The organism is Nocardia carnea (assembly GCF_029868855.1).
In the GTDB taxonomy this organism is placed as follows: Bacteria; Actinomycetota; Actinomycetes; order Mycobacteriales; family Mycobacteriaceae; genus Nocardia; species Nocardia carnea_A.
The window spans coordinates 24261-46904 of record NZ_JARWOV010000105.1 but is presented as its reverse complement, the minus strand read 5'-3'; the positions used below and the strand labels follow the sequence as shown (position 1 = coordinate 46904).

Below are 22644 nucleotides of genomic sequence, written 5' to 3'. Positions count from 1 at the left end.
CGAACAATGAACTGATCACTGTTGTTCCGCGATACCGCGCATCCTTGACTGGATTCATGTCCATTGTGAGTGAATCGCGGGAGCCCGCGGCCGAACCCGCCGAACGCTGGTCGTCGATCGCCGTCCTTGCCCTGTCCACATTTCTGGTCGTCACGGCGGAGATGCTGCCCGTGGGAATTCTCACCCCGATGTCCGAAGGCCTGGGCATCTCCGCGGGCACGGCAGGTTTCAGCCTGGCCGTCACCGGCGTCGTGGCCGCGCTGGCCGCGCCCTTCGTCGCGCGGGGGATCGGTGGCCTCGACCGCCGGCGCGTTCTGGTGGCGGCCGCGCTGCTGCTCGCCGCCGGCAATCTGATCACCGCGGTCGCCCAGGGGTTCGCGGTACTCGCCGTCGGCCGGATTGTGGTCGGCCTTGCCATGGCCACCGTATGGGCGCTGGCGGTCGCGCTGGTCACCCGGCTGGTGAGCGCTCGCCGGGCGGGGCTCGCGGTATCGATGGTGGTGAGCGGTGTCGCGGTGGCGTCCGTACTCGGCGTGCCACTCGGGACCGTGCTCGGCGATATCGCGGGATGGCGCAGTGCCTTCGGGGCGCTCGCGCTGGCGGCCGTCGGGCTTGCCGTGGGACTCGCGGCGCTGCTGCCCGCACTACCCGCGCAACTCGAGGAAGCGGGCAGCACGAACGCCGGTTCCCTGCTTGCGATTCCGGCGGTGCGCCGGGGCCTGGTGGCGGTAACTCTTCTGGTCACCGCGCATTTCGCGGCCTACACCTATGTACGGCCGGCGCTGGAAGAGTTGTCGGGCGTCCACGGTATCGATATCTCGCTGCTGCTCCTGCTCTACGGGATCTGCGGAATCGTCGCGAACTTCGCGGCGGGCGCGGCGGCCACGCGCCGGGTCCGGTCGACACTGCTCGTCCTGGCGATCGGTATCGCCGCCGCGCTACCGGCTCTGCTCCTGCTGGGAACCACCCCGTTCGGCGCCGCCGCGGTGCTCGTGCTGTGGGGACTCTCCTACGGTGGCGTGTCGGTGTGCAGTCAGCTCTGGGCGGTGCAGGCCGCGCCGGACCGGCGGGAAGCCGTTTCGGGGCTGTACGTCGGAGCCTTCACCGGCAGTATCGCGCTGGGGTCGTTCGCGGGAGGTGTGATCCTCGACGGTGCGGGGTTGTCCGTACTGCTCTGGGGGTCGGCGGGTGTGGCGGCCGTGGCCGCGCTGGCGACGATGGTGAGTCCGGCCCGGTGACGGTCAGGCGATGAGGTCGGCGATCCGGTCGACCTGGCCGGGGTCGGTGCCGTAGCAGTACAACATCACCTCGTCGGCTCCGAGGTCGGTGAATTGCCTTATTGCCGTGCGAATCTCGCCAGGAGTGGTCCGCAGGCCCGCCACCATGTTCTCGGCATAGCCGGTGAACTCGTAGTAGGTGCCGAGGGCAGCGCGCGTTTCGTCGACCAGCGACTGCGGGCCGAGGACTACGTTGATCTGGGCGACGATCCGGGGTTCGCCGGTGCGGCCGTGTTCGCGCCACGATGTGCGGACCGAATCGAAGAGGTCCCCGCACCATTGCGGCGGGGCGGCGGAAAGGTACCCGTCGCCCCAGCGGGCCACGCGCTCGAGAGCGGCCGGCCGGAAACCGCCGAAGAGGATCGGCGGTCCGCCGGGCCGGACCGGGGGCGGGCCGATCGGACCACAGCCGGGGCCGAACGGTTCGCCGGACCACAGGCTGCGCAGCCGGGCGAGCTGTTCGTTCATGCGGCGGCCGCGAGTGCGGAGTTCGACTCCCGCCGCGAGATGGTCGTCGGCGCGTCCGCCGACTCCGAGGCCGAGCACCAGCCTGCCCCCGGACATCCGGTCCACGGTCGCGACCTGTTTGGCCAGCAGCGCGGTATCCCGCAACGGGGTCAGCAGAACCTCGGTCTGTACCCGCACCCGGCTGGTGGCACCGGCCAGGGCGGCCAGTGCGACCAGGGGTTCGGGATTGTTGTAGACGAGCCGGTCGAGCAGGCCGAGTGTCGAGAAGGGGCCGGCATCGGCGCGGCGGGCCCAATCGAGCAGCACTGCGGGATCGGCAATGGGCAATCCGAGTCCGATATCCATCGGTTTCCTCCAGGAAAATGGGTGGGCAAACAAGCCGCCCACTCCATCGCCCGAAATCCTGGGCGCGGGCTCTCATTCTGCGGCTGTACTTCCGGAGAGCGCCGAACGGATTGCGCAAACTGTAGGCCGGGAGCTCTGCGGTCTGCAACCGGGTTACCGCCGGGCAGGGACCGGGCCTATTGCTGCCGGGCCGGCCAGTTGGTCAGTGTGGAATCGAGAACCTCGAGGATGCGCGACCAGCTTTCCTCGGCGGAGGGTTCGCTGTGGTCGAAGCCGCCACCGAGTTCCAGGGCGGCGTAACCGTGGAAGACGCTGCCCAGTAGCCGAACCGCGTGTGTCTGTTCCGGTTCGTCGAGGTCGTAACCGCGCAGGATGGCGCGCATCATGTTCGAATGCCGGATGCCCGCGCTCGCCGCCGCGGTGTCCGTGGGTAGACGCATGCGGGCGGCGGCATAGCGTCCAGGGTGTTGCGCGGCGTAATCGCGGTAGACGTTCGCGAAAGCGGTCAGTGCGTCGCGTCCCGCGCGGCCGGCGAGAGCGTCGGCGGCCCGGTCGGCCATTTCTTCCAGGGCGAGCAGTGCGATCCGCGTTCTGAGGTCCTGGGAACTCCGCAGATGGGAGTACACGCTGGCGGCCTTGACGCCGAAGCGCCGGGCGACCTCGGAGACGGTGACCTGGTCGAAACCCACTTCGTCCGCCAGTTCCGCACCCGCCTGGGTCAGCCGCTCCGGGGTCAGTCCTGTCCGAGCCATACCGGTAACCATACAGCATTAGGAATTTGCCTATGCTGTATAGGAAGCCTACTATGGCCTGTGATCCGAGCCGAGTGCCCGTTGCCGGGCCGGTCGGCGCAACCGCCCAGAACCGATGCACAGGTGAAACCCATGCACTGCGACGCCGAGTGGACAACCACCGCGCTCACCGCGGATATCGTCCGCGGTGCCCTCGAACTCGAGCACACCGGACGCGGCATCCTGCCGCATCGCCTACCGGCCTGGGCGCGTGAACAAGGCGGCGACGGGCAGTTGGCGATGGCGGAGACCCAGCCCTCCGGGGTCCGGCTGGTCTTCCGTACCGCTGCCACGACGATCGAACTCGAAACCGTCCCCACCAGGCTGAGGTACGCGGGAGCGCCGGCCCGCCCGCCCGGCGTCTACGACCTGCGTATCGATGGCCGGTTGGCCGCCCAGACCCATGCCCCGGGCGGCGATACCGTGACCATCGATATGGCCACCGGGAGTACCACCCGGCAATCGGGGCCGGTGGGTACCGTGCGTTTCACCGATCTTCCCGCCGGGTCGAAGAACGTCGAAATCTGGTTGCCGCACAACGAGATCACCGAACTCGCCGCGCTGCGCACCGATGCCGCCGTCGACCCGGTGCGGGACGACGACCGCCGGGTGTGGGTGCAATACGGCAGTTCGATCAGTCAAGGGTCCAATGCCGGTAGCCCGTCCACCACGTGGCCCGCCCTGGCGGCTGCCGCCGGGGATGCCGAGCTGATCAATCTGGGATTGAGCGGCAGTGCCATGCTCGACCCGTTCGCCGCCCGGGTGATTCGCGATACCCGGGCCGACCTGATCGGCCTCGAGATCGGCATCAACCTCGTCAACGCCGACGCGATGCGGATGCGCGCCTTCGGACCGGCCGTACACGGTTTCCTCAGCACCATCCGCGAGGGTCACCCGACGACCCCGCTCCTGGTGATCTCGCCCATCTACTGCGAAATCCACGAGAGCACACCAGGGCCGGGCGCCTTCGATCCCGAAGCGCTGCACGCGGGAGAAATGCGATTCATCGCCACCGGCGACCCCGCCGAACAGGGCACGGGAAAGCTGACGCTGCGCAGCATCCGTGACGAGTTGTCCCGCATCGTCGATCAGCGGGCGGCGCGGGATCCGAATCTGTTCTACCTCGACGGGCGCGAACTGTACGGCGAAACCGACTACCGCGAACATCCGCTACCGGACCGGCTCCACCCGGACGCCGCGACACACCAGCTGATCGGCGAACGGTTCGCCGAGCGAGTGTTCACGGCCGGCGGTGTATTCGGCAATCGGACGGACAGCGTCCACCGCCCGGTCGTCGCGGCGAGGGGATGAGAACGGCGCTGCCACAAGCGCCCGGGCCGACCGGGGCGGAGGTGGGCGGGTCCGCGAAATGCGATACGACCACCTGGCCGTCCAGCGGAATCCTCTAACGTCTGATCGTGATCCGAAAACTGATCGACACGCCCCACCGGGTGCTGGGTGCGGTGGTGCTGCTGGTGCTCGCGGGTGTGGCGGTCCTGGCGGTCCGGGCGGAAGGAAACGACCGGGAGCTGGTGCCCGCGGGGGCGCCCGGACAGTTCAGTGCGGAGCGGGGACTCACGCACCTGGAACGTTTCGCGACCGAACCGCGCCCGCTGGGCAGCCCGGCCAGTGACCGGGCCGAGGACTATATCGCCGATCAGATGCGGGCCGCCGGGTTCGAGGTGGAAATCCAGCACGCGGTCGGGTCGGGGACGGCGCCGGGCCTGGTGACCTTCGGCCGGGTGGACAATGTGATCGCGACCCTCCCGGGCCGGAACCCGACGGGGACCGTGGTGGTCGCCGCGCATTTCGACTCCGCCGCCACCGGCCCCGGGGCATCCGACGACGGGGCCGCGGTCGCGGCCATGCTGGAGGTGGGACGGCTGGTCGGTGCGCAGGGCGGGGTGCGGAACAACCTGGTGCTGTTGTTCACCGACGGCGAGGAGGACGGGCTGCTGGGGGCCGAGGCATTCGTCCGCGAGCATCCACTGGGTCGCGCGGGCGGGGTGGTGCTCAACTGGGAAGCGCGCGGGGTGAGCGGGCCCTCGCTGATGTTCGAAACGTCCAGGGGAAACGCGGAACTGTCGGCACTGTTCGCCGATACGGTGCCCGACCCGCGGGGCGACTCGTCGATGGTCGAGATCTATCGGAAACTGCCGAACGACACCGACTTCACCGAGTTCAGGAAGGCCGGCTTCGACGGGCTGAACTTCGCCTATATCGAACAGCCCGCGTATTACCACACCGCCGGCGATTCGCTGGCCAACCTGGACCCACGCAGTCTGCAACACCACGGCGACAACATGCTGGCACTCACCCGGGCCCTCGGCGCCGCCGATCTGCCGGAGCTGCGCACCGACCGCGACGCCACCTACTTCCGGATCGGACCGCTCTCCATCCACTACCCGAACGCGCTGGTCTGGCCGCTGGCGGTACTGGCCGCGGCGCTCGTGGCCGGGCTGGCCGTGCCGGCGCGGCGCCGTGAGCTGGCCAGTACGCCGCGAATGGTGCTGGCGGCGGTTTCGGTGGTGCTGCCGCTGGGAGCGGTGATCGGGCTGGGGCAGGCGTTGTGGTGGCTGCTGGTGGCGCTGCGGCCGGGCTACCACATGATGAACGGGCTGCTGTACCGGCCGGAGTTCTACGAGGCCGCGCTCGCGGCGCTGGCCGGTACCGCGCTGCTCGTCTGGTATCTACTGCTGCGGGTGCGGCTGGGGCCGGCCGCACTCGCGATCGGTGCGCTGGCCTGGCCGGCTGTTCTCGGATTGCTGTGCGCGGCGGTGGCGCCGGGCGCAGCATTCCTGTTCACGCTGCCCGCGGGGTTCGCCGCGGCCGGTCTGTTGCTGGCGATGATCCCGGTGCGCTGGGCCGGTTGGCCGGTGGTGGCGCTGGTGGCCGGGTTCTCGATCTCGGCCGTGTTCCTGCCGGTTCTCGCGCGTGGCGTCTTCGACGCGGTCGGGATGGGCTACGCCGGAGCCGGCGCAGCGTGTCTCGCGCTTCTCGGTCTCATGCTGCTGCCCGCGGTGGAGTTGCTGCTACCCGAACCCGAGGCGTTCGAGGGAAAGCTGTGGGCAGTTCCCCGGACCAGGCTCTGGGCAGTGCCCGCGACTGTGGCAGCGCTGGGAATCGCCTCGGTGGGCGCGGGTCTCGTCGTCGATACCGCCGATCCGGCACATCCACAGCGCAGCCATCTCGCCTACGTCCTCGACGCCGAAACCGGGCGGGCGTCCTGGGTGAGCGCGGAACTGCATCCCACCGATTGGACCGGTCAGTACGTCAAGGGTCGCGATACTTCCGGTCTCCCGATCGGCTACACCCGCGAGTCGCTGTGGACAGGGCCGGCGGACCCGATCGATGCGGAAGCGCCGCGGGTCGAACTACGCCACCGCGACGGCGATACCGTGACGATGCACGTGACCTCCCCACGCGCGGCTTCGTCGCTGATCCTGCGCTTCGACCGGCCGATCGATCTCGTCACCGCGAAGGCTCCCGGCGCCGCGTCGGTGACCGTCCCGGTCACGGGCACCCGGCCGAACAACCTGCCGGGCGAGATCCGCTTCCGTGATCTGCCACCGGAAGGGGTCGACCTCACGGTGCGGACGCCAGGCGCGGACGAGGTCGGCGTCACGGCGTCGGACGAAAGCCACGGTCTCACCGGCGCACCCGGTTTCCGGCGACGGCCGGCGGACACGATCGCCTCGATCCGCCCGGACGGCGATGTGATGGTGGTGGTGCGCACGTATCGGATGTGACCTGGCGGCGCTGCCCGATCGGGTCCGGCCGGACACCGGTACCGGCGGCGGCCGGTCGCCGTGGCGGAACGTGATCGCCGTGTACGACGGCCGGCGTAGCCGATCCACCGTTCTCCTACGACTGTCGGCGTGCTCGGAGAAGCTTCCCGGCCGACGCGCGACCGCCCTGGTCGGCGCGAAGGTTAGGGCCTTCGATGCTGATTCGAGAGGACCGACGACGTGAAGATCCGATCCATGGCCATCCTGCTGACCGCCGCGCTGAGTATCAGCGCCTGCACACTGGGATCCGCCGGCACCCCCGAGCCCGCGGACGTGTTGGACACCGAGCACCTGCGCGCCGCGCTGGCGGCAATCGAGCGTGCCGGGATACCGGGAGTTTTCGCGGAGGTACGCGCGGGCGACCAGGTGTGGAGTCACGCCTCCGGGATCGCCGACCTGAGCTCCGGCCGTCCGGTCACGCCGGATATGCGGCATCGCATCGGCAGCGTCACCAAAACCTTTACCGCGGTCGCGGTCATGCAGCAGGTCGAGCGGGGCCGGATCGATCTCGACGCACCGATCGGCGACTATCTGCCGGATCTGGTGCCGGGTGAGCGGGGCCGGAAGATCACGGTGCGGATGCTGGTCAACCACACCAGCGGTCTGCCCGACTACCTGCCGTACGCGTTTCCGTCGGTCGCGGGGATGTTCACCGGCGGCGAGATATCGGCGCAGAGCCTGGACGACAATCGTTTCCGGAAGTTCGAGCCGGCGGAGTTGATCGCCTTGGGCGTGAACGCGCCTGCCGGTGAGCCGGGCACGCTACCGGGTGTGTATTCCAACACCAACTACCGCATCCTGGGCGAACTGGTGCGGCATACGACCGGTACGCCTTTCGAGCAGTACGTCACCGAACAGGTGATCGCGCGGGCGGGGCTCGAGCACACCTACTTTCCGGACCGGCCGGAACTCGCGGAACCGCACTCGCGGATGTACGAGGCGCTGTACGGCGTCATCGATCCGCCGCGGGACTACAGCACCTACGACAACTCCTGGCTCGGCCCGGGCGCCGGTCTGGTCTCGACCATGGCCGATGTGAACACCTTCTACCGCAAGCTGTTCACCGGTGCGTTCGTCGGCCCGGCGACGCTGGAGCAGATGCGGCAGACGGTGCCGGTGACAGCGCTGGACGGGCAGCCGATCGAGTACGGGCTGGGTTTGCACAAGGTGCAATTGCCGGGCTGCGACACCTTCTGGGGCCACGACGGTTCGGTTTTCGGGGCCTCGATGATGTCGCTGCATTCGGCCGACGGGCAGCGCCAGATGTCGGTCGCGGTGAACCTGGTGCGTGCGAACCGGCCGGACGCCACCGGCCGACCGCAGCCGCACCCGAGCGACGACGCGCTCGCGGCGTTCTACCGTGCCGCTATGTGCCCGGCGGGGTAGCCGGGCACGGGGAGGGTGCCGGCGCTAGTTGTTCGCGCGCTGGATCGACCGCTGGACCAGAGTGCGGATACCCGGTAGCCCGATCGCGCGGAGCATGAGCTCACCGGCCCGGACGTGGGCCCGCGTCGGGGGAGCGAACCTGCTGATCCCTTTGCGCGCCAAGGCTTGCCGTTTGTTCACTTCCGGGCGCAGTGACGACTCCCAGGCGGCCAATGCGCCGGGGATATCTGCACCGTGGTCGTCGAGGGCGGCGCCGAGACGGTCGGCGCCGTCGAGGGCCAGGGCCGCGCCGTAGCCGGCGAAAACGGTGACACACCAGGCGGCATCACCCAGCAGGACGATACGGCCGTCGCTCCAGCGGTCCATCACCACCTGGCCGACGGAATCGAAATAGGCGCCGGCCGGATCGGATTCGAGCTGATGCAGGGCGTCGGCCACCCCACCGCCGAGATCCCCGAACGAGCCGGTGAGCGCGGCGGCCGGGCCCAGCGCGAGTTCGGCCCGGGTATCGGCGCAGCGGTAGGTGAAGAACGTCGAGGAGCGCCGCGGGCCGAGATTCATCACCGCGGAGGTGCGGCCGGGGCCGATGAACGTGGTTCCGGCGCCCTCCGGTACGTGTTCGGGGACCGTGTCGAGCGGGAACGCGCCCACCATATGGCCCAGGACCACCAGGTATTCGGACTCGGGTCCGAAGACCCGTTCACGGATCCCGGAGTGCACTCCGTCGGCGCCGACGAGCAGTTCGACCCGGATATGCGTGCCGTCGGCGAGAGTGGCGTCGACCTCCTCGGCGTTCTGGGTCACCGCGCGTACGGTGGTGCCGAACCGGATCTCGACATGGCCGGCCACCGCGTCGTACAGCGCCGATTCCAGGTCGCCGCGGAAGATGCTGAGCGCCCGGGTTCCGACGGCGGCTTCGGCGACGGCGGCCGGTAGCCGGAACTTCTCCCGTCCGTCGGCGTGGACCAGGATCGAGGTGAAGAACCCGATATCACGCGGTTCCAGGGCCGGCACCAGCCCGAGCCGTTCGGCCGCGTCGTATCCGGGACCGTGCAGGTTCACCAGGTAGCCGCTGCTGCGCCGGGCCGGCGCGCGCTCGACCACCACGACATCCCAGCCCTGCCGGTACAGCCGTAGTGCGGTGGCGAGTCCGGCGATACCGGCGCCCACGACAAGCACCCGTTTCCGCTCCGTATCCGGCGTTTCGATGGTTGCCACTACCACTCCCGTGTCGGTTCGTCGCCGGTGTGGACCACACCAGCTGTCGTCAACCATAGGTTGACGTTCTAATTGCGTCAACCCATGGTTGACGAACCGAGTTGGGGGGCTCCCTTGGTGCGCTGAAGATACGGACGCGCCTCTGTGACGGGGCACGGGAGCTACCCCACCTTCGGGCGTAGCCGGTCGAGTGGGCTTTGCAATTCTCACGAAACAAGCTGTGGGGGCGCCCCAAACGCGGGCCCCCCCGCGGGGGAAGAAAAACCCCCACCCGCGGGCGGAGACAACGCGGCGCCCCGCCCCCCCCCCGGGGGGGGGCCCCCCCCCCCCCCCCCCCCCCACAGGCTCTCGAAGAAAACGCCGCTACGGCGGCAGATCAGACGGCGGCGCCGGCCAGCACCTCGTTCGTCTGCACGGCCTGCCCCACACCGGCCACGATAGCCGCCGCGCGCAGGGCTTCGAAGATCACCTCGCGCGAGGCGCCGGCCTCCCGCAAGGTGTGCTCGTGGGCTTCCAGGCAGTGCTGGCAGCCGTTGATCGACGACACCGCGAACGACCAGAGTTCGAAATCGGCCTTGTCCACACCCGGCGTGCCGATGATCTGCATCCGCAGGCCGGCCCGCAGATCGTCGTACTTACCGTCGAGGAAGGCCCTGCCGCGGTAGAACACATTGTTCATACCCATGATCGACGCGGCGCCCAGGGCGGCGTTGTACGCCTCGGCGGACAGGACGTCGGCCGCTTCCTCCGCGATCTCGCGCAGGGTGGTGGCGGACCGGGTGGCCGCGGCGGTGGCCAGCAGGGTGCCCCACAGCTGCTGCTCGTTGAGCACGGTGCTGCGCGACAGCGAGGAGAGGTTGAGTTTCAGATCCTTGGCGTACTCGGGAAGCGAGTTCTTCAGATTGTCGATGCTCACTGAGTTACCTCGTCTCTCAGACGCTCGCCGCCAGCAGTTCGCCGGCGTCGATGGTCGGATCGCCCTTCTTCCAGTTGCATGCGCACAGCTCGTCGGACTGCAGCGCGTCCAGTACCCGCAGTACCTCGTCGACATTGCGGCCCACGGAACCGGCGGTCACCGAAACGAACTGGATCTCGTTGTTCGGGTCCACGATGAAGGTGGCGCGGTCGGCGACACCGTCGGCGTTGAGAACGCCGGTGGCCGTTGCCAGTTCACGCTTGAGATCCGACAGCATCGGGAACGGCAGGGTCTTCAGGTCCTCGTGCTGAGCCCGCCACTGGAAGTGCACGAACTCGTTGTCCACCGAGGCGCCGAGCACCTGGGCGTCGCGATCGGCGAACTCGTCGTTCAGCTTGCCGAAGGCGGCGATCTCGGTGGGGCAGACGAAGGTGAAATCCTTCGGCCAGAAGAAGATGATCCGCCACTTGCCGGCGTGGTCGGCACTGGTGATCCGGGTGAAGTAGTCGTCGGGCTGCTGGGCGTTGACCTTCGACAGGTCACCGCCGATCACCGCGGTGAGGTCGTAGGCGGGGAACTGGTCGCCGATGGTCAACAGGGGCATGGTCGAACTCCTTGTCGTATCGAGTGGCCGGCGCTCGGCCGGCGGGGTGAGCGTTCGCTGTCGATCTTGCCAATCAGCCCGCAAAAGGTAAAAGTGATAGGTCGCACTACACTGATAGGGATGTCCGATCAGTCTTATCAGCCGACCCTCTCGCAGCTGCGTGCGTTCGTCGCCGTCGCCGAACACCGCCATTTCGGAACGGCGGCCACGAGTCTGGATGTGAGCCAACCCACGCTTTCCCAGGCGCTGGCCGCACTGGAAAACGGCCTCGGACTACAGCTGATCGAACGCAGCACCCGGCGGGTTCTGGTGACCGAGGCCGGTCGGCGACTGCTCCCGCAGGCAATCGCAACACTGGACGCGGCCGGCCGATTCCTGTCCGCGGCGAACGGCGATACGCTCGGCGGTGTCCTGCGCATGGGCATCATCCCGACGGTCGCACCGTATCTGCTGCCCGCACTGCTGCCGACCCTGCGCCGCCGCCTGCCCGCGCTCACTCCGCGGATCGTCGAGGACAGAACCGCCCGTCTCCTCGACGAGCTGCGTGCCGGCAGTCTGGACGTCGCGGTACTCGCCCTTCCCGCCGAGGTCCCCGGTGTGGTGGAGATACCGCTGTACACGGAGGACTTCGTACTGGTCGTGCCGGCGGGGCACGAGCTGGCGGGCCGCACCGATCTCGTACCGGCGGCGCTGGATACGCTACCCATCCTGCTCCTCGACGAGGGGCACTGCCTGCGTGCCCAGACTTTGGAACTGTGCCGTTCCGCGGAGGTCCGCCCGGGCGCGGTGGGCGACACCCGGGCGGCATCGCTGTCGACGGTGGTCCAGTGCGTGGCCGGCGGGCTCGGGGTGACCCTGATCCCGGAAATGGCGGTGGCGGCCGAAACGGGTCGCGGTGCCTTGGATATCGTGCGGTTCGCCGCGCCCGCGCCCGGGCGCACGCTGGGTTTGGTGTACCGCGCATCCACGGCTCGCGCCGACGATTACGCCTATCTCGCAGAGGTCATCCGCACGCAACAACCGATCTAGGGTCGGCGGTCCGCCTGCGGCCAGGCCCGCAACCCGGGGTGGGGTTGCGGGCCGGGCGTGATCCGGCGGCGAACGGATCACAGATGGTGGCGACGCCTCACTTACGCGATTGCGGCGACCACCGGTCTACGGTTCAGCAGCGCCGCGGACGAAGCCGCCAGGCCGACCACCGCGACCGCGGTGACCAGGTACAGCCCCGGCCGGTACCCGGCGATGCCGTCGGCGGTCGCGCCGCTGATCAGGCCGGTCGCAACGGCCAGCACCACCGCTCCGCCGATCTGGAACGAGGTCTGCACCAGGCCGGAGGCCAAGCCCTGTTCGTGGTCGGCGATACCTTCGGTGGCCTGCACCATCACGGCCGAGAAGCCCAGGGCGAAACCGAGTCCCAGCAGCAGGAATGCGGGCAGGTAGTCGACGGCGTAGACCGGGGCGGGGTTTCCGCCGCGGGTCAGGAACCATGCGTAGCCGGCCACGAAGGAGGTGAGGGCGGCGAGGATCATCGGGGTGGTGCCGAAGCGGTCGATGAGTTTGCCCGCGAGGGGTGAGAGGACGGCCACGATGATGCCGGTCGGCGCCATGGCGAGCGCCATCTGCAGCGGCTCCCAGTGCAGCGTGTTCTGCAGGTACAGCGAGACGATGGTCTGGAAGCTGAGGTAGGAGCCGAAGATGGCCAGCGCGGCCAGGTTCGCGCGCACGATCGACTTCACCTTGAAGATGCTCAGGCGCACCAGCGGGTGGCTCACCCGGTTCTCGACCACGAAGAAGCTGCCGAGCAGGCCGACCGCCAGGACGGTGGTCGCGATGACGGTGGCGGTGAAACCTGTCTCCGGGGCTGTGACGATGGTGTAGATCGCGGCGAGCGTGCCACCGGTGAGCAGTGCGGCGCCGGCGAAATCGATACGGCCCTCTTCCTTTTCGGTATTGCGCGGCACCACGAGGTAGGCGGCGAGCACGACCCCGGCGACCACGACGACGGGCAGGTAGAAGGTGAGCCGCCAGTCGATACCGGTGAGCAGACCGGACACGATGAGCCCGGAGGCGTATCCGGTGGCGCCGAAGATCGCGAAGATCGAGAGTGCGCGGTTGCGGTCGGGACCTTCCTTGAATGTGGTGGTGATGATCGAGAGTGCGGCCGGGGCGGTGAGCGCGGCGGCGACACCCTTGGCGATCCGGGTGGCGATCAGCAGCCAGCCCTCGTCCACGAGTCCGCCCACCAGGGAGGCGATACCGAAGACGACCAGGGCGGTCAGGAAAACCTGCCGGCGGCCGAGGAGATCGGCGGCGCGACCGCCGAGGAGCAGCAGGCCGCCGTAGCCGAGGATGTAGCCGTTCACGATCCACTGCAGTGCGGAGGTGTCGAGGCCCAGCTCCTGGCCGATGGAGGGGAGCGCGACGCCGACCATGGAGACGTCGAGGGCGTCCAGGAACATGGCGAGGCCGGCGACGAACAGGATCGCCCACAACTTCGGGCTCCAGCGGCCGAGGGTGGACGCGGGGGTTATCTCTGCCGGGGTGAGGTTCTGCGGCGAGGTTGCAGTCAGGGTCACGACGGCAAACTTAGATGCACGTACATTAAATGTCAACGCATGTAATGCATGGGCATAAAATGACTTGACATGATAATCTCGGGCCATGTACCACGACACCGACAAAGATGTCTGCGCGAAGTGGTCCGATACGCTCCGCCTCTACCACGGCACGTCCTGCGAGCTGGAGAACGCGTTGCAGGCACGGCATCAGCTCGGGCTCAGCGAGTTCGAACTCCTGCAGGTCCTCGGCGGACGCTGCGGTGCGGAGCAGACCGAAAAGGTCAAGATGAAGGACATCGAAACCGAGATGTACCTCAGCCAGAGCGCCCTCTCCCGTACCGTGACGCGGCTGGAGAAGGCGGGACTGGTGGAGCGTGCGGCCTGTGATTTCGACCGGCGCGCCAACTTCCTGAAGCTGACCGCGACGGGCCGGGCACGACTCGACGATGCCAAACCGACGCATCTGGAAGTGTTGCGCAAGCATCTGAGCTGAACGGGTGCAGGCCTCGCGCCGGACACTGTGGCCCGGTTACCGCCGCTACCAGCGGAAGGCCTCGGGATGTTTCGTGGCCTCGGCGCGGATCTTGCCCAGATCGGTCGCGAACAGCTTGGTGTGACCACAGCTCAGGCAGGTGACGGCCGAGAGCCGGGACAGCGGTTTGCCCCACAACTGGCGCCCGGCGGGGTGGATACCGACGTGGTACTGGCTCACCACGGACAGATTGCCGAGCTGCCGGCCACCGCACAGCTCGCACGCCGGCAGCCCTTCTGGATTCGGAGAAGTCATGCCGCCCATACCTATCACAGGCGGTGGTGCCGAGCTCCGGCCACGATGCGGCCGGGTGCGGCGCGGGCCGTACCGTGTGGTGACGCCGAGTCCGAACCGAGGAGGAAACCGATGAACGCCCACACCCCTGAAGGGCGCGTTCCGAGCAAATGGGAGGAGCTCGTCGCCGCCGACCCGCAGCATTCGCAGTGGTATGTGCAGCGATTCCGCGACCTCGCGGCCGAGGGCCAGGACATCTTCGGGGAGGCTCGGCTGATCGATGCGATGCTCGGCCGCCGGGGCCGGGTGCTCGACGCGGGCTGCGGACCCGGCCGGCTGGGCGGGTTCCTGCACAATTCCGGGCATGCGGTGGTGGGCGTCGATGTGGACCCGGTGCTGATCGCCGCCGCCGAAACCGATTATCCCGGCCCGACCTGGCTCGTCGGTGACCTCGCCGAACTCGACCTCCCGGCCTGCGGGGTGCCCGCCGATTTCGATGTCATCGTCTGCGCGGGCAATGTGGTGACGTTCCTCGCGCCCGCCACCCGTACCGCCGTACTCGCCGGATTCGCACGGCATCTGGCGGCGGACGGCCGCCTCGTCGTCGGCTTCGGTGCCGGGCGCGATTACGAATTCGCGCAGTTCCGCGCGGACGCCGCCGAGCAGGGCTTCCGCGAAGATCTGCTGCTCTCCACATGGGATCTGCGCCCGTTCACGGACGAATCGGATTTCCTCGTAGCCGTACTCTCGCACCAGCGCGGACCTTCACGGCCGCAGATCTATGGCGTTTCGAGCGCCGCGAGGTAGGCCGCGGCGGCCGGGCCGGGTTTACGCGGACCCCACACCACGTACTCGACCCGCCGCGGCGGATTTCGCACAGCGACGGTCCGCAGATCCGGAAACGCCGCCACAATGGCTTCGGGTAGCAGACCGATGCACAGGTTGCGCCGGATCAATTCGACGAAATAGTCCACCGCGACCACTTCGAACGCCACTTCCCGGTGCACCCCGGCGGCGGTGAAGGCCCGATCGGCCTGCGCACGCCCGGCCGAACCGGCGGGAAAATCGACGAACAGTTCCGCGCTCAACCGCTCCGCGCCCACCTCGTGTTCCCCGGCCAGCGGATGGTCGGGGGAGACCACGGCGACCAGCTCGCCGCGGGCGAGCTCACGTGCCGTGACGCCACTCGGTTCGGTGCCCTCCGGCAGGCCGAGGAAGGCGATATCCAGTCGACCCTGGCGGACATCGTCCACCAGATGGTCGCTCATCCCCACCTGCAAGCTGATCTGGACCCGGGGATGGCGGGTGCGGAAATCACGCAGCGTCCCCAGCAGATCGATCGCGCCGACGCTGGGGATCGCGCCGATGGCGAGGCGGCCGCGGATCTCACCGGCCGCCGCGGTGACCTCGGCGCGCGCCCGCTCGGCCGCTTCCAGGGCCTGCCTGGCCGCCGGCAGGAACGCCGCCCCGGCCGGGGTGAGTTCGACGCGTCGGCTCGTGCGTTCGAACAGTTTCGCGCCCAGTTCTCTTTCGAGGCGTGCGATCTGGTGACTCAGCGCCGACTGCACCACCAGGCATTGCCGGGCGGCCCGGGTGAAATTCTTCGTCTCCGCCACCGCGATGACGTACCGCATCTGCTGCAGTTCCATCGAACTATCGTGAGGCATGATTATTGCGCTGACAAACATGTGCTGAACTCATTGATCGCGCGGTCGCAGGTAGAGTTCATGGGCGGGACGGCGGCGTACGGATCGGTCTACCCGCCTGCACGTAAGGGCTCGATTCCGGTGCGGCGCTCAGTCTTCCGGGATCGGCACCAGGCTGTCGGGGTCGTTCGCGACCACGTAGTCCAGTACCTCCATGATCGCCGGAATCCCGGCCTTCCGGACGATCACCAGGTCGGGGCAGGTGAAGTAGGTGCCGCTCGCGTACTCACCGGATTCCTGCCACCGCTGCATGATCGCCCAGATCCGATCGAGGGTGAGGATTGTCGCCGAGCGCCGGGATCCATCGTTCAGTGTGATCATCACGTCGATGTTGTCGATCGTTTCCGGATCGTCTTCCGCGCCCAAGAGGAAATGTGCGGTAAAGGTGTCCCGCACAATATGGTCAGGCGGTTTGGTTGCCATAGAGATCCCTCAATCTTTTGATAACTTTGTCCTCGTCGGCTTTGGAACATTTCGCAACGATGACAATTTCTTGGTTTATCGTCCGGTAGAACAGGCGGGCGCCGTTCTTGCCGCGAGCGTAGCTGACATCGGTCGTCGAGTTACCGTTGCCGGTCAGTGTCTTTCCGCCGAGACCGGCCATGAAGTTTCCGCGCACCAGTTGCTCCTGCAGGTGGTCCATTTCTCGCTGGAGAACGCCCTGTTTGCCGACTTTGTCCGCCGCCTTGATGAGTAGGTTGTCGTCGTGAATGACCGACCTGATGGCGTGCCGCGGCGTCTTCGCGGGATTGTTGTTGCCGACTCCCCGGGCCTGGGTCACCGACAGATTGCTGTTGACGGCGCCGTCGTTCTCGGTTCTTTTACCGAACTTCCTGGACAGGGCTTCGTCTGTCTTGTCCAATTCGGCCGCTCGCGCTACGTGGGACCCCGCTGCCCGTGTGTGTTTCTCCACATGTGCTGCCGCGTTCGTGCCGGCATTGCCTATGCGTTGAGCCGCTTCCTTCCATTCCCCCGCCCAACTGTTCTCGCTCCCGCGCCGTGGTGACATTTCCAAATCCCGGTCGATGGATCGGCAATCCACTGCTGCCGAACCGTGCGACGCTACTCATGTCGATTCTGAAATCCAAACATGGTCTGTGCCAATAGCGGGAACGGTGCCACAGGACATCGATCTCCGACCGGACCGCCGGCGCGGCAGCCGGTTCCGGCAGAGCCGGGCGTCTCCGCCACCGCGATGACGGACCGCATCTGCTGCAGTGCCATCGAACTATCGTGAAACACGATTGTTGCGTTGACAAACATGTGTTGGACTCATTGATCGCGCGGTCGCAAGGTTGAGGTCATGAGCATGACGACAGCGGCCCGGCCGCCTCTCGGAGCCGACCCGGCCGAAGCCCGCGGCCTGTCCCGCGGACTGCTGATGCTGATGTCGGTGGCGACCGGCCTGATCGTGGCCGGCAACTATTTCGCACAACCATTGCTGGACGCGATCCGTGGCGACTTCGGGCTGAGTACCGGTACCGCCGCGCTGATCGTCACCGCCGCCCAAGCCGGTTACGCACTGGGTCTGTTCCTGCTGCTGCCGCTGGCCGATCTCTTCGAACGGCGGCGTCTGGCGGTGACACTCTTCGGCGCCACAGCGTTGTTCCTGCTGGTCTGCGGTGTCGCCGGAAACGGGGTGGTGCTGCTGGCCGCGACCGCGCTTGCGGCGTTCACCTCGGTCGCGGCGCAGGTGCTGGTGACCTTCGCCGTTGCGCTGACCACGCCCGAACGGCGTGGCCGGGTGGTCGGCACCGTGATGAGCGGTTTGCTGATCGGCAGTTTGCTGGCCCGGACCGTCGCGGGGCTGTTGAGCGAGGTCGGTGGCTGGCGCACCGTGTACTGGTTCGGCGCGGCCGCCCTGGCGGCGGTGGCCGTCGCGCTGTGGCGGTCGCTGCCCGCGGTGCATGCACCGGTGGGGATGTCGTATCCGGCGCTGCTACGGTCCACGGCGGGGCTGCTCCGGACGAATTCCGTACTGCGGCGGCGGGCCGGGCTCGGCGCCCTGTCGATGGCGTCGTTCACGCTGTTCTGGACCGGTGTGACCTTCCTGCTGGCAGGCCCCGGCTATCAGTGGTCCGAGGCCACGATCGGGTTGTTCGGGCTGGTCGGGATCGCGGGCACCGTCGCGACCCCCGTCGCCGGCCGCCTGGCCGACCGTGGACAGGTGCACCGGGTTGCGGGTGCGGGCGCGGTCTTGCTGGTGGTGGCCTGGATCGTGCTCGGTGCCGGTGGAAGTTCACTTCCGGCACTGATCGCCGGCGCGATAGTGCTCACCGTGGGTCAGCAGTCGCTGCTCAACAGCAACCAGAACGTGCTGTACGCGCTCGCCCCCGAACTCCGCAACCGGTTGAACTCGGCATTCATGACGGCCTTCTTCCTCGGCGGGGCAGCCGGATCGGCGCTCACCGCCGTCGCGTGGGACCGGGCCGGGTGGATCGGCGTGGGCGTGGCGGGGGGCGCGCTGGCGACAGCCACGGTATTGCTGTGGGCCGCCGACCGGTTGCTCGGCCGGTCCACTCGAGCACAGTGACCACAGTTCGCGCAACCGGTATTCGGAGAAGGAAACGTATGCGTATCACCATTTTCGGCGCGGCCGGACAGGCCGGCAGCCGGACGGTCGCCGAAGCTCTGGACCGCGGCCACCGGGTCACCGCGGTGCTCCGCAGTCCCGATCGGGCGCATGAGATACCGCGTGCCGCCGAGGTCCGGATCGGCGATGCCGCGGACCCCGAGGACGTCGCCGATCTCACCGTCGGCCAGGATCTCGTGATCAGCGCGACCCGGCCGGCCGCCGGACGGGAAAACGAGTTGATCACCACCGCAGGCAATCTCACGGCCGCCACCGCGCGCACCGGGACGCGATTGCTGATCGTCGGCGGCGCGGCCACGCTGACCGTACCCGGCACCGACGGGGTGACGGTGATGGACGAACCGGGATTCCCCGAGTCCCTGCGCCCTATCGCCCGTGCCTGCGCCGATCAGCTCGCGGTGTGCCGGGCCGCCCGCAGCGACTGGACCTATCTGAGCCCGCCGGCGCAATTGCACACCGGAACCCGCACCGGACGCTATCGGCTGGGCCGGGACACCTTGGTGGTCGATCGGCACGGGCGATCGGCGCTGTCCTACGCCGACCTCGCGGTGGTACTGCTCGACGAGGCCGAACGCTGCGCGCATCGCGGTATGCGGTTCACCGCCGCCTACTGATCATGGCCCGCCCGGCGGCGCTAATCCGGCCGCGGTGCCGAATCCGGCCGCGATTGCCCATTCGCGCAACCGGAAGCGGCGCCGGGGGATACGCCCTATTCTGGGAGCACGATCCGGCGGATGTCGAGGGGCACTGATGTCGACGATGGTGATGACCGGCGGTACGTCCGGATTCGGGGCCATTGCGGCCGGTCGCCTCCGGTGTTCGGGCGATACCCGGCTGCTCCTGGGCGCGCGGCGGGTGCGGGAGTTCGGCGGATCGCTTCCACTGGAACTGACCGACCTGGAATCGGTGCGGGCGTTCGCCGCCGCTGTCCGCGACGAACTGGCCGCGACATCGATCGACGCGCTGATCCTGAACGCCGGCCTGGTGCGCGCCGATACCGGCAGCCGGACAGCCGACGGATTCGAGACCACCTTCGCGGTCAATCACCTCGCGCACTATCTGCTCCTGCGCCTGCTGCTGCCCTCGCTCACCGAGGGGGCGACGGTGATTCTGACGACCAGTGGTACCCATGATCCCGCCACCGGCGCCGGCCTCGTGCCGCCCCGGCACGCCGACGCGGCACTGCTGGCCCACCCCGACCGCGATCCGGAACTGGACCACCGGCCACGAAAGGCCGGTGAACACGCCTACACCGCGTCGAAGCTGTGCGCCGTGCTCACCGCGCGGGCCTTGTCGGAGCAGCCATCGGGGCCGGGCAGAAAGATCACCGCGATCGCCTACTGCCCGGGGCAGGTCTTCGGTACCGGGCTCGCCAGAGAACTGCCGTTGCATCTGCGGGCGGCGTGGTCGCTGATGGGGTCACCGATGCTGAGCCGGCCGGCCCGCCGGTTCGATCGCACCCTCAACACCCGGCCGGACGCCGCGAACACCTTGGCGGATCTGGCCGCGGGGACCACCCGGCCGCCGGCCGGGCGGATCTACGCGGCGCTGCGCGGCGGGCAGCTCACCTGGCCGGACCCGTCGGCGGCGTGCACCGCGGAAGCCGCGCGGAAACTCTGGAGCGACAGCGCCGAACTGGTGGGGCTACCGGCTTGAAGGAGTTCACGTCGACCCGGCGGTCCGGTCAGGGGACCGCGGTACGGTTCCGGCCGCCACCTCGGGCTGCTGTGCCGGCCGAGTGCCCCTGCTGATAGACACGACCCGTGGATATCGGGATTGCGCTGGTGGATATCCGGCCCGGCCGCGTAGAGCTGTCGGATCGCCGGACGGAACGGCGCTGGCCGGTGGAGGTCGCGGCGTTCCGTATCGCGGCCCTGCCGGTGACCCGGGCGCAGTACGCGGCGATCGCCGGGGACGACGCCGGCGACGGACTGCCGGTCGACAGCGTGTCCTGGGATGACGCGGTGCGATTCTGTAACCGCTTGTCCGAGCGGGAAGGACTGACCCCGGTGTACAGCCGGACCGGGGAGAACACGGAAGTGGTGGACTCCGCCGACGGGTATCGCCTGCCCACCGAGGCCGAATGGGAGTACGCCTGCCGGGCCGGGACCACGGGACCCCGCTACGGCGAACTCGACGATATCGCCTGGTACCGCGGCAATTCCGGCGGCACCGCGCAGCCCGCCGGCCGGAAACAGCCCAATGCGTGGGGGCTGTACGACATGCTCGGCAATGTGTGGGAATGGTGCTGGGATTTCTACGATCCCGCCGTGTACGGCGAATACCGGGTGCTGCGCGGTGGCGGCTGGTTCGACGAACACTGGAGTTGCCGGGCCTCGGTGCGGCGGCGCAGCCATCCGACACTGCGCCTCGACGATGTCGGGTTCCGGGTCGCCCGCTCGGTCTAGAGCGCGCCGCGGGCGGCGAGTAGTTCGAAGGCGGCGTCGGCACTGCGCCACAGGATATCGATCTCCGCCCGAGCCGCCGGTGCGGCGGCCGGATCCTGGAGGGCCAGGCCGTTACCGAAGATCACCACATTGGCGCCCGCATCGGCCAGCCGCAGCAGGGGACCGGTGGCCACACCCGCGCCGAGGACGGCGTCGAGTCCATCACCCACGAAATAGAACCGCCACAGCGGGCCGAGATCGGCGCCGTAGACGGCTTTTGTGAGATCGACGATGAGGAACCCGTGGCGGGCTATCGCGTCGACGATGGTGAAATGGTCGCGGGCCTGGGCCGGTGTCGCCTGCGTCGCGGCGACGGAATAGGCGAGGTCGACGCTGAGATGGGCGTTGTAGCCCGCCATCGCGACCCGTGCGGCGGACAGTTCGCACTGCCGGGCGAGCGCGAAATAGTGGGCCCACTGCGGATCGGCCGGGGCGCCGGTGAACTCGGCGTGCAGGTTGCGCAGGAAGCGCGCCAGCAGCTCGAGGCTGACGCGATGCGCCCATTCCGGGTCGTCGAACGCGCCGGGGTTGTGCTGCAACGGCATAACGGCCGCCTGCTCCACGGCGTCGAGTCCCAGTGGCAGCAAGCCCCGCCGGTCCCGATACGCCACCAGGATCTCGGTGATGCGCCGATGCTGTTCCACCGCACGTTCGAGCCGGGCCAGGGCCGGCCCGGTCTGCTCGTCGAGCAACTCGGAAGTATCGGAGAGGGTGACGATCTCGGCGACGGCGGCGGGTGCCAGCGGTGCGCCACAGGCACTGTCGGCGACGACGGCCTCGGCGCGCGGCACGAAGATCAGGCCGATCACTGCAAATACGAGCACCGATGCGGTGATGCCGGGATATCTCCGTACGCCGGGCATGGCCGACCACCTTCCTCGACGGAAAACAATGGGGACGTGCACGACTGCGGTGGGACGGATTCAGCGGACCGGCCGGAATGCCGGTCCGGTGCGGCTACAGACTAACCGCGGACTCCGGGCGAAACACTGCTCGCCACGCAGGAACAGCCCGCCACCGCCGACCGGCGACGGCGTGGTTCGGCGAGTCCGGCAGGCGATTCGGTCCGGGGCACCCCGGTGCCGCCGCTAGGTCGTGGTTCGTGCGAGGGCGAGCACGATATCGGTGGCCGCGTCCACCAAGCGGTCGCGTGGTACCGGCAGCCGGCCGTCGATCCAGTCCACATACAGAGCGACCAAAGCGCCGCTGAGTGCGGTCGCGTTGATGATGAGGGTTTCTTCACTGTCGGGCAGGAGGGCGTTCACGTCGGTGCCCAGGGTGGGGAGCACGGTGCGGAGGAAGACCGGGAGCCGGTCCGCGCTGTACCGGCGCAGCGTGTCGTCGGTGAGTGGTTCGCGGAGCAGCACCCGGGCCCGGCGCGGATCCTCTTCGAAATAGGCGGCGCAGATCTCGAGCGCCGAACGGACGGTGGTGGGCGTATCCGCACCCGTGCCGGCCGCACCGAGCCGGGTCGAGAGCTCGGTTTCCAGGCGGTCGTAGACGGCGGTGAGCAGCGCTGTGCGGTCGGCGAAGCTTTCGTAGAAGTAGCGGGGGCTCAGGTTGGCGCGGCGGGTCACGGCCCGCATGGTGACCGCCGCCGGCCCGTCGGTACCCAGCAGATCGAAACCGACGTCCACCAATTGTTCGCGGCGCTCCGCGGATCTGTCGTCCAGGGTCCGGCCGCGCCACAGTTTCGGTGCGCTCATCGGTTCATCCTCGCATCGACCGGGTCCATTGACATCAGGTGATTCAACATGAATCATACGATTCAAGTTGATCCC

Annotated in this window: 23 protein-coding genes; 11 read left to right on the top strand and 12 right to left on the bottom strand. The window is 68.4% G+C overall.

Annotated features, from left to right (window positions below):
• The first annotated feature begins 56 nt into the window (after positions 1–56).
• Complete coding sequence (locus QH195_RS09780; protein WP_280435114.1) at positions 57–1238, top strand: MFS transporter; 1182 nt, start codon at positions 57–59, stop codon at positions 1236–1238.
• 3 nt (positions 1239–1241) lie between these two features.
• On the opposite strand, the gene QH195_RS09775 is transcribed toward QH195_RS09780, so the two are convergent.
• Both QH195_RS09775 and QH195_RS09770 read right to left on the bottom strand, forming a co-directional pair.
• Positions 1242–2090, bottom strand: a complete 849-nt coding sequence (locus QH195_RS09775; RefSeq protein WP_348536870.1) for an LLM class flavin-dependent oxidoreductase — start codon at positions 2088–2090, stop codon at positions 1242–1244.
• Between the two features lie 176 nt (positions 2091–2266).
• Entirely contained in the window at positions 2267–2842 is a 576-nt protein-coding gene (locus tag QH195_RS09770; protein ID WP_280435112.1) for a TetR/AcrR family transcriptional regulator, read from the bottom strand.
• Positions 2843–2974: 132 nt separating this feature from the next.
• On the opposite strand from QH195_RS09770, the gene QH195_RS09765 reads away from it, so the two are divergent.
• From QH195_RS09765 to QH195_RS09755, 3 genes are all read left to right on the top strand, one after another.
• Positions 2975–4192, top strand: a complete 1218-nt coding sequence (locus QH195_RS09765) for an SGNH/GDSL hydrolase family protein (RefSeq protein WP_280435111.1) — start codon at positions 2975–2977, stop codon at positions 4190–4192.
• A 107-nt stretch (positions 4193–4299) separates the two neighbouring features.
• Positions 4300–6630, top strand: coding sequence for a M28 family peptidase (locus tag QH195_RS09760; protein ID WP_280435110.1), 2331 nt, complete (start codon positions 4300–4302; stop codon positions 6628–6630).
• Between the two features lie 219 nt (positions 6631–6849).
• Positions 6850–8055 carry a serine hydrolase domain-containing protein gene (locus tag QH195_RS09755; protein WP_280435109.1) on the top strand — a complete coding sequence of 402 codons (1206 nt, stop codon included), beginning with the start codon at positions 6850–6852 and terminating at the stop codon, positions 8053–8055.
• Positions 8056–8079: 24 nt separating this feature from the next.
• Here QH195_RS09755 and QH195_RS09750 read toward each other — a convergent pair whose 3' ends face one another.
• The 3 genes from QH195_RS09750 to QH195_RS09740 all read right to left on the bottom strand — a co-directional run bounded on the left by QH195_RS09750 (position 8080) and on the right by QH195_RS09740 (position 10793).
• Complete coding sequence (locus tag QH195_RS09750) at positions 8080–9273, bottom strand: FAD-dependent oxidoreductase (protein ID WP_280435108.1); 1194 nt, start codon at positions 9271–9273, stop codon at positions 8080–8082.
• Between the two features lie 376 nt (positions 9274–9649).
• The gene (locus tag QH195_RS09745; protein WP_280435107.1) at positions 9650–10189 is read right to left on the bottom strand and encodes a carboxymuconolactone decarboxylase family protein; all 540 of its coding nucleotides are present in this window, start codon (positions 10187–10189) and stop codon (positions 9650–9652) included.
• A gap of 16 nt (positions 10190–10205) precedes the next feature.
• Positions 10206–10793 (bottom strand): peroxiredoxin, encoded by a 588-nt coding sequence (locus QH195_RS09740; RefSeq protein ID WP_280423244.1) that lies wholly within the window; start codon positions 10791–10793, stop codon positions 10206–10208.
• Between the two features lie 120 nt (positions 10794–10913).
• Here QH195_RS09740 and QH195_RS09735 point away from each other — a divergent pair, with 120 nt between their 5' ends.
• Positions 10914–11822 carry a hydrogen peroxide-inducible genes activator gene (locus QH195_RS09735; protein WP_280423245.1) on the top strand — a complete coding sequence of 303 codons (909 nt, stop codon included), beginning with the start codon at positions 10914–10916 and terminating at the stop codon, positions 11820–11822.
• A 101-nt stretch (positions 11823–11923) separates the two neighbouring features.
• Here QH195_RS09735 and QH195_RS09730 read toward each other — a convergent pair whose 3' ends face one another.
• On the bottom strand, positions 11924–13369 hold the full coding sequence (locus QH195_RS09730; protein ID WP_280435106.1) for an MFS transporter: 1446 nt from the start codon (positions 13367–13369) through the stop codon (positions 11924–11926).
• Between the two features lie 85 nt (positions 13370–13454).
• On the opposite strand from QH195_RS09730, the gene QH195_RS09725 reads away from it, so the two are divergent.
• A complete protein-coding gene (locus QH195_RS09725) occupies positions 13455–13844 on the top strand; it encodes a MarR family winged helix-turn-helix transcriptional regulator (RefSeq protein ID WP_280424896.1) in 390 nt (129 codons plus the stop codon).
• A gap of 45 nt (positions 13845–13889) precedes the next feature.
• Here the strand turns inward: QH195_RS09725 and QH195_RS09720 are convergent, their stop codons facing one another.
• Positions 13890–14138 carry a hypothetical protein gene (locus tag QH195_RS09720; RefSeq protein ID WP_280424897.1) on the bottom strand — a complete coding sequence of 83 codons (249 nt, stop codon included), beginning with the start codon at positions 14136–14138 and terminating at the stop codon, positions 13890–13892.
• Between the two features lie 111 nt (positions 14139–14249).
• Between QH195_RS09720 and QH195_RS09715 the strand changes: the two genes are divergently transcribed.
• Positions 14250–14924, top strand: coding sequence for a class I SAM-dependent methyltransferase (locus QH195_RS09715; protein WP_280435105.1), 675 nt, complete (start codon positions 14250–14252; stop codon positions 14922–14924).
• Here QH195_RS09715 and QH195_RS09710 read toward each other — a convergent pair.
• The 3 genes from QH195_RS09710 to QH195_RS09700 form a co-directional block, all read right to left on the bottom strand.
• On the bottom strand, positions 14897–15766 hold the full coding sequence (locus QH195_RS09710; RefSeq protein ID WP_280435104.1) for a LysR family transcriptional regulator: 870 nt from the start codon (positions 15764–15766) through the stop codon (positions 14897–14899). The two genes, QH195_RS09715 and QH195_RS09710, sit on opposite strands and share 28 nt — an antisense overlap.
• 147 nt (positions 15767–15913) lie before the next feature.
• Positions 15914–16246: a hypothetical protein gene (locus tag QH195_RS09705; protein WP_280435103.1), complete on the bottom strand. Its 333-nt coding sequence runs from the start codon at positions 16244–16246 to the stop codon at positions 15914–15916.
• Positions 16227–16685, bottom strand: coding sequence for a hypothetical protein (locus QH195_RS09700; protein ID WP_280424901.1), 459 nt, complete (start codon positions 16683–16685; stop codon positions 16227–16229). The genes QH195_RS09705 and QH195_RS09700 overlap by 20 nt, the downstream gene beginning before the upstream one ends.
• A gap of 441 nt (positions 16686–17126) precedes the next feature.
• Between QH195_RS09700 and QH195_RS09695 the strand changes: the two genes are divergently transcribed.
• The 4 genes from QH195_RS09695 (at position 17127) to QH195_RS09680 (ending at position 20824) form a co-directional block, all read left to right on the top strand.
• A complete protein-coding gene (locus QH195_RS09695; RefSeq protein ID WP_280435102.1) occupies positions 17127–18356 on the top strand; it encodes an MFS transporter in 1230 nt (409 codons plus the stop codon).
• A gap of 38 nt (positions 18357–18394) precedes the next feature.
• Positions 18395–19030: an NAD(P)-dependent oxidoreductase gene (locus tag QH195_RS09690; RefSeq protein WP_280435101.1), complete on the top strand. Its 636-nt coding sequence runs from the start codon at positions 18395–18397 to the stop codon at positions 19028–19030.
• Between the two features lie 136 nt (positions 19031–19166).
• On the top strand, positions 19167–20072 hold the full coding sequence (locus tag QH195_RS09685) for an SDR family NAD(P)-dependent oxidoreductase (protein WP_280424904.1): 906 nt from the start codon (positions 19167–19169) through the stop codon (positions 20070–20072).
• A gap of 125 nt (positions 20073–20197) precedes the next feature.
• Positions 20198–20824: a formylglycine-generating enzyme family protein gene (locus QH195_RS09680; RefSeq protein WP_280435145.1), complete on the top strand. Its 627-nt coding sequence runs from the start codon at positions 20198–20200 to the stop codon at positions 20822–20824.
• Here the strand turns inward: QH195_RS09680 and QH195_RS09675 are convergent.
• Positions 20821–21726 carry a DUF5995 family protein gene (locus QH195_RS09675; RefSeq protein WP_280435100.1) on the bottom strand — a complete coding sequence of 302 codons (906 nt, stop codon included), beginning with the start codon at positions 21724–21726 and terminating at the stop codon, positions 20821–20823. The genes QH195_RS09680 and QH195_RS09675 overlap by 4 nt on opposite strands.
• A 225-nt stretch (positions 21727–21951) precedes the next feature.
• Complete coding sequence (locus tag QH195_RS09670; RefSeq protein WP_280424906.1) at positions 21952–22569, bottom strand: TetR/AcrR family transcriptional regulator; 618 nt, start codon at positions 22567–22569, stop codon at positions 21952–21954.
• Between the last annotated feature and the right edge of the window lie 75 nt (positions 22570–22644).